Source organism: Campylobacter sp. W0014 (assembly GCF_020135975.1).
In the GTDB taxonomy this organism is placed as follows: domain Bacteria; phylum Campylobacterota; class Campylobacteria; order Campylobacterales; family Campylobacteraceae; genus Campylobacter_D.
Window position 1 is genome coordinate 1 of record NZ_JACHTR010000040.1, and the last position, 5,368, is coordinate 5,368.

At 28.6% G+C, this 5,368-nt stretch carries 4 protein-coding genes and 2 pseudogenes; all 6 read left to right on the forward strand.

The window, feature by feature from the left end:
- Window positions 1-118: 118 nt before the first annotated feature.
- Window positions 119-271: pseudogene (locus H2277_RS08530) on the forward strand (TrbC/VirB2 family protein); the annotation flags it as partial.
- A 4-nt stretch (window positions 272-275) separates the two neighbouring features.
- Window positions 276-3,045, forward strand: a pseudogene (locus H2277_RS08535) (VirB4 family type IV secretion/conjugal transfer ATPase).
- A gap of 9 nt (window positions 3,046-3,054) precedes the next feature.
- Entirely contained in the window at window positions 3,055-3,600 is a 546-nt protein-coding gene (locus H2277_RS08540) for a Rha family transcriptional regulator (protein ID WP_337201901.1), read from the forward strand.
- Window positions 3,597-4,148 (forward strand): hypothetical protein, encoded by a 552-nt coding sequence (locus H2277_RS08545; protein ID WP_337201902.1) that lies wholly within the window; start codon window positions 3,597-3,599, stop codon window positions 4,146-4,148. The genes H2277_RS08540 and H2277_RS08545 overlap by 4 nt, the downstream gene beginning before the upstream one ends.
- 33 nt (window positions 4,149-4,181) lie before the next feature.
- A complete protein-coding gene (locus H2277_RS08550; RefSeq protein WP_337201903.1) occupies window positions 4,182-4,607 on the forward strand; it encodes a single-stranded DNA-binding protein in 426 nt (141 codons plus the stop codon).
- Window positions 4,608-4,665: 58 nt separating this feature from the next.
- Window positions 4,666-5,368, forward strand: a 703-nt coding sequence (locus tag H2277_RS08555) for a type IV secretion system protein (RefSeq protein WP_337201904.1), incomplete at its 3' end; no start/stop codon positions are given.

Below are 5,368 nucleotides of genomic sequence, written 5' to 3' on the forward strand. Positions count from 1 at the left end.
TTTATCTTTTAATGAAAGGATTTCTTAAATGTTTAAGCAAATTTTTTAATGGCATTGGCTGTAAATTTAGCTTTTGCTGTAGGTGGCTTATTATAAGATATAGAAGCAAGCTTTATTTGGTATTTCAGTAATTATTATTACAATAGCTTTTGGTATTACAGGTTATCGAATGGCAATCTTGAAACAACAATGGATTGAAGTTCTACCAGTAGTTATTGGTGGTATTATTATCGGAGCGGCTTCTTCTTTGGCGACACTTTTAGTAGGTTAAAAATATGAATAATTATTTTGATCCTATTTTTAAAGGATTAATTCGCCATGCACTCCTTTGGAGTGCCTTTAATGCCTTTTTTGATAAATATTTTAGGCTTCATTTTAATATCTGTTTATACTCAACAGTTTTTTCTTTTAATTTTTGGAGTCATTTCACATTTTATTATGAAAGCAATGACTAAGAAAGATGAGCAAATGTTTAGATTGTTTTTTTAAAATTAAATTTATCAGCAATTTTTTTAAGTAAAAAATATCATAAAGCTAAAACTTTTAATAGTACGACTTATAAACGATTGTCAACTAACAATGATTTTCCGAAATATCCATATTTCCAATTCATACTGAGCCAAGTTTAGAAAAGCTAATTCTTTATAGTCTTTAATTACTGATAACATTGTCATTACAAAAGAACATATGTTAATTAGCACATTTTTCATGGAGGATATAGAATTTGAATGTGAGTCAGATGAGAATTTAACTTTTAAGAAAAATCTTTTGAATATGTTATTTAAATCTTTTGCAAATGAACCTGTAAGTTTTTATTTTCACAATTGTAGATATTCTATTGAAGATAAATTAACTTCAAAATTTAACAATGCTTTTTTGGAAGAAATTGATAAAAGATACTATGAAAGTTTTAAACAAGGAACTCTTAGAAAAAATTCTTTGTATTTAACATTAATTTTCAATCCTTTAAAAGTTAAAATAGAAAAAACAACTTTTATAAAAAGTTCTTTTGAAAATAAAAGAAAAACAATTAGTATGTTTCTAGCTAAATTTAGCGAATTTACTGATAGATTGGAAGCAAATATTAAAGATTTTAATCCAAAAAGATTAAAAACATATTCCAAAGATGATAAAACATACTCTCAACAATTGGAATTTTATAATTATTTACTTGGTGGTAAATTTAATCCTGTAAGAGTATTACCAAGTCCTATAGATCAATATTTAAATGGTAACTTACAAAATATACAATTTGGGCAAGATACCATTCAACTTAATAGCAATAATGGCACAAAAAGATTTGCAAGATGTATTGAAATTAAAGATTATACAAGTGAAACTTTTGCAGGAATTTTAGATATTTTAATGTATTTAGACGTGGAATATATTATAACTCAAAGTTTTTCACCTATTCCTAGAGTGGATGCGAAATCAGCAATCTCTAAACAAAAGAAACAACTCATTGCAACTGAAGATGATGGATATTAACAAGTAGAGCAAATTGATGAGGCTTTAGATCAACTTACAAATGGAGAAATTTCTTTTGGAAAATATCATTTTTCAATTCTTGTATATGGAAACACCGTAAAAGAGTGTAAAGATAATGCAAATCGCGTTATTACTGAAATGAATGGATTAGGCTTTGGTGTAACTTTAGCAACAATTGCTTTACCTGCGACGTTTTTTTCACAATTACCATCAAACTTTGCAATACGCCCACGTATTAATCTTATCTCATCAATCAATTATTCATCGCTAATTGGTTTGCATAATTTTTCTATGGGAAAAAGAGATAAAAATTGCTGGGGCGATGCCGTTAGCGTTCTTAAAACACCAAACAAACAACCTTATTATTTCAATTTTCATCAGAACTCTGGTCTAAACAAAAATGATTTTGGAGAATTATTTTTAGCAAATACTTTAATTTTGGGTCAAAGTGGTGGTGGTAAAACCGTGTTTATGAACTTTATTGTAGATCAAATGCTTAAATATGCAAATAAAGATACTTTTCCTGATGATATTCCTGAAAAAAATAGAAAATTTACGGCAGTATATTTAGATAAGGACAAAGGTGCTTTAGGTAACATTCTTTGTGCTGGTGGTAGATATATTAGTATTGAAAATGGTAAGCCTACTGGTTTTAATCCTTTTATGGTTGAAAGCACACAAGAAAACATAAGACAACTTCAATCTCTAATAAAACTTTTAGTAACTAGAAATAATGAAATTCTTACAACTAGGGAAGAAGAAATGCTTAACAATGCCGTTAATTCTGTTATGAAAGGCTTTGAAAAAGAAGAAAGAAAATATCCTATTTCTTTATTGCTTGAAAATTTAACTGAGAATGTCGATGATGATAATTCCCTTAAGTCAAGATTAGCACTTTTTAAAAAAGGCAAACAATTTGGCTGGGTATTTGATAACGAATACGACAATTTAGATTTTCCCGATGATATTAATTTGTTTGGAATTGATGGCATAGAATTTTTAGATGATAAAGATGTATCAGGAATACTTAGCTATTACATTCTTTGGCGTGTAATGTCTTTAGCAGACGGCAGAAGACTTTGTATTGATATTGATGAAGCTTGGAAGTGGCTAGAAAATGAAATTGTGCAAGAAGAAGTTAAAAACAAATTTAAAACCATTCGAAAGCAAAACGGATTTTTAAGACTTGCTACGCAAAGTATAGAGGACTTTTTAAAACTCAAAAATGCAACAACACTTATAGAACAATCAGCAACAATGATATTTTTACCAAATCCAAAAGCCAAAGAAGAAGAGTATGTAAATGGAATAGGTTTAAGCTACGATGAATATATGATCATTAAAGGTTTTAAACCTTCTAAAAGACAATTTTTAATTAAAAGGCAAGATGAAAAAGTAATTTGCACTCTTGATCTTAGTTCTTTGGGTAATGAAAATTTAAAAATATTATCAACTGGAACAGCACATATAGACACTATAGAAAAGATTTTTTCACAAGAAAGTAAAAATCTTGATGAAAAAGTAGCAGAGTTAAAAGAGTTTTATAAAAACTCATAGGAGAAAAAAGTGGGCGATATAAATGCAATTAATATCAATAATCAAAAGGTTAGTTTTGAAAATAAGAATAATCAAATCTTTTGCACTAGTATTGATGTAGCTAAAGTTTTTGGAAAAAAACATTTTCACGTTTTAAGAGATATTAAAAATATTTTGAATGATTTAAGAGAAATAGGGGATTTTAAATGCCAATCCAATTTCGGATTGGTTAAATATAAAGATTTAAAAGGAGAACTTAGAACAGCTTATCAAATATCTCGTGATGGTTTTTCACTTTTAGCAATGAGATTTACAGGTAAGAGATCTTTACGATTTAAAATCGCTTTTATTAATGCCTTTAATGAAATGGAAAAACTTTTAAGGAATGAAATCAAAAGTCCTAATAAATATTTGACGGATTTAATGGAAATAATCTATCCTAAATTACCTAAAAACGATTATAAGGTTAGTGTGATTATCACAGATAATCCCTATTCTAAAGAAGCTAAAAATATTTTTTCTTTAAACTATCTTGTCGATAATCGCACACCAAAAGATCCAAAGAGGTTAAAATGAGCGATAAAGAATTAGAAATTTTTGAACTTTGTGAAAGATTATCAGAGCTTTTAGGGGATAAAGAAGCAATTGCTGATTTGAAAACTTTACAAAAACGTCATCCTGAAATGTTTGAGAATAAAGAGCAGGTTACAAATTTAATTAAAAAGGTTGTTAGCGATCCTGAAATTATAATCAATAATCCAACTCCAAAAAGTGAAAAAGATTATATAGCAGGGAAAAAACTTAATGAAGAAAAAATGGGTGAAGTAGGTATTCGCAAAGATGAAAATATCAACAAAATTTTTCACGCTAATGAAAAAAGATTAAAAAACTTAGATTTAATGGCTAAAAAAGATGTAGTGGCTGATGGTAGGGACGCCCACACCCCCTACACTCAAGCCCAAAGTCTTGACGGGCGACTGGTTCAAAAGAACATTTCATCAGCTGTTAATAAAATTATACCACAAAAAGACAAATCTACAAATGATTTTAAAACAAAATTGGAAGAATTTAACACCAAAAAAACAAATGTGGTTAAACCTATAAATAAGGAGTTTAAAAGATGAAAAAATATTACATCAACAAAAAGGAGTTAAACAATGAATAATATAAATTTAATCGGATACTTAGGAAAAGATTTTGAAGTAGGCACTACAAATAGCGGAAAGCTTTATGCAAAAAATTCTCTTGCTATTACTAAGCGATGGAAAAATGAAAGAGGCAATGAAGAAAGTAGCACAACTTGGATACCTATTGTTTTATTTGGTAAAAGTGCAGAAAGTGCTTCAACTCATATTAAGAAAGGAGCACAGTTTGCGTGTAGTGGAGAATTATCCTCTAATCAATATCAAGATGAAGATGGAAATACTAAAACAATATTAAGTGTGATTGTATCCAAATTTTATTGGCTTGGTAAGAAAGATAAAGATGACAACAAAACACAAACACCGCAAGTTCCGCCGAAAGAACCAGATATTGATTATGGAAACACAGATATAGAATCTGAAGAAGCACAAGTATTTTAAGGCTAAGGACAAAAATAGATCTTTACAAAAAACAAAAAATTATTTCAAAGGTAACAAAATGAAAAAAAATATTTTTAATACTTTTGTCTCTTTATTAATCTTACCTAACTTAGTATTTAGTGCTGGTATTCCTGTGGTAGATATAACTGCTAATGAACAAATGGCTACACAAAACGCCAAAGAAATAGCAGAATGGGTTAAACAAGCTTCAAGATGGACTGAAACCGTATCACATTATCAAAAACAAATACAAGCTTACAAAGATGAACTTTTATCAAAAACAGGTGTAAGAGATTCTGTATCTTTTTTAAAAGATATCCAACAAATTTATTCAGATTTTTCAAAAGCTGGAGAAAATATTCAATCTTTTTATAACGATGTTTTAAGAGATCCGAAAAGCTTTTTAAGCGATAAAGGCAATGAAATCTTTGGAAAATATACAAGCTTTGACAGGTGTGATTTTGATTATATGAGCCAAAATGAAAAAAACATTTGTAGAATTAATCTTATCACTTATGCAGCACAAGTAGAAACTTATAATCAGGCCTCAAAACAAATGGATACCATAAGCCAAACACTTAAAAAATTGCAAGATAAATTAATCAATTCAAAAGATATAAAAGAAAGCACAGATGTGGGTAATGCAATTCAATTAGAAGTAGCAAAAATTCAAATGGTTAAAGGACAAGTAGAATTAGCAAATGCAAGTTATGAAAATCAAAGAAGAATAAGACAAGATCAAGCAGCACAGCTGTTTGCAG

What these genes read in the sequence shown, in the direction of transcription:
- H2277_RS08545 (WP_337201902.1), top strand. Translation starts at nt 3,597, where the DNA reads ATGAGCGATAAAGAATTAGAAATTTTTGAACTTTGTGAAAGATTATCA.
- H2277_RS08550 (WP_337201903.1), top strand. Translation starts at nt 4,182, where the DNA reads ATGAATAATATAAATTTAATCGGATACTTAGGAAAAGATTTTGAAGTA.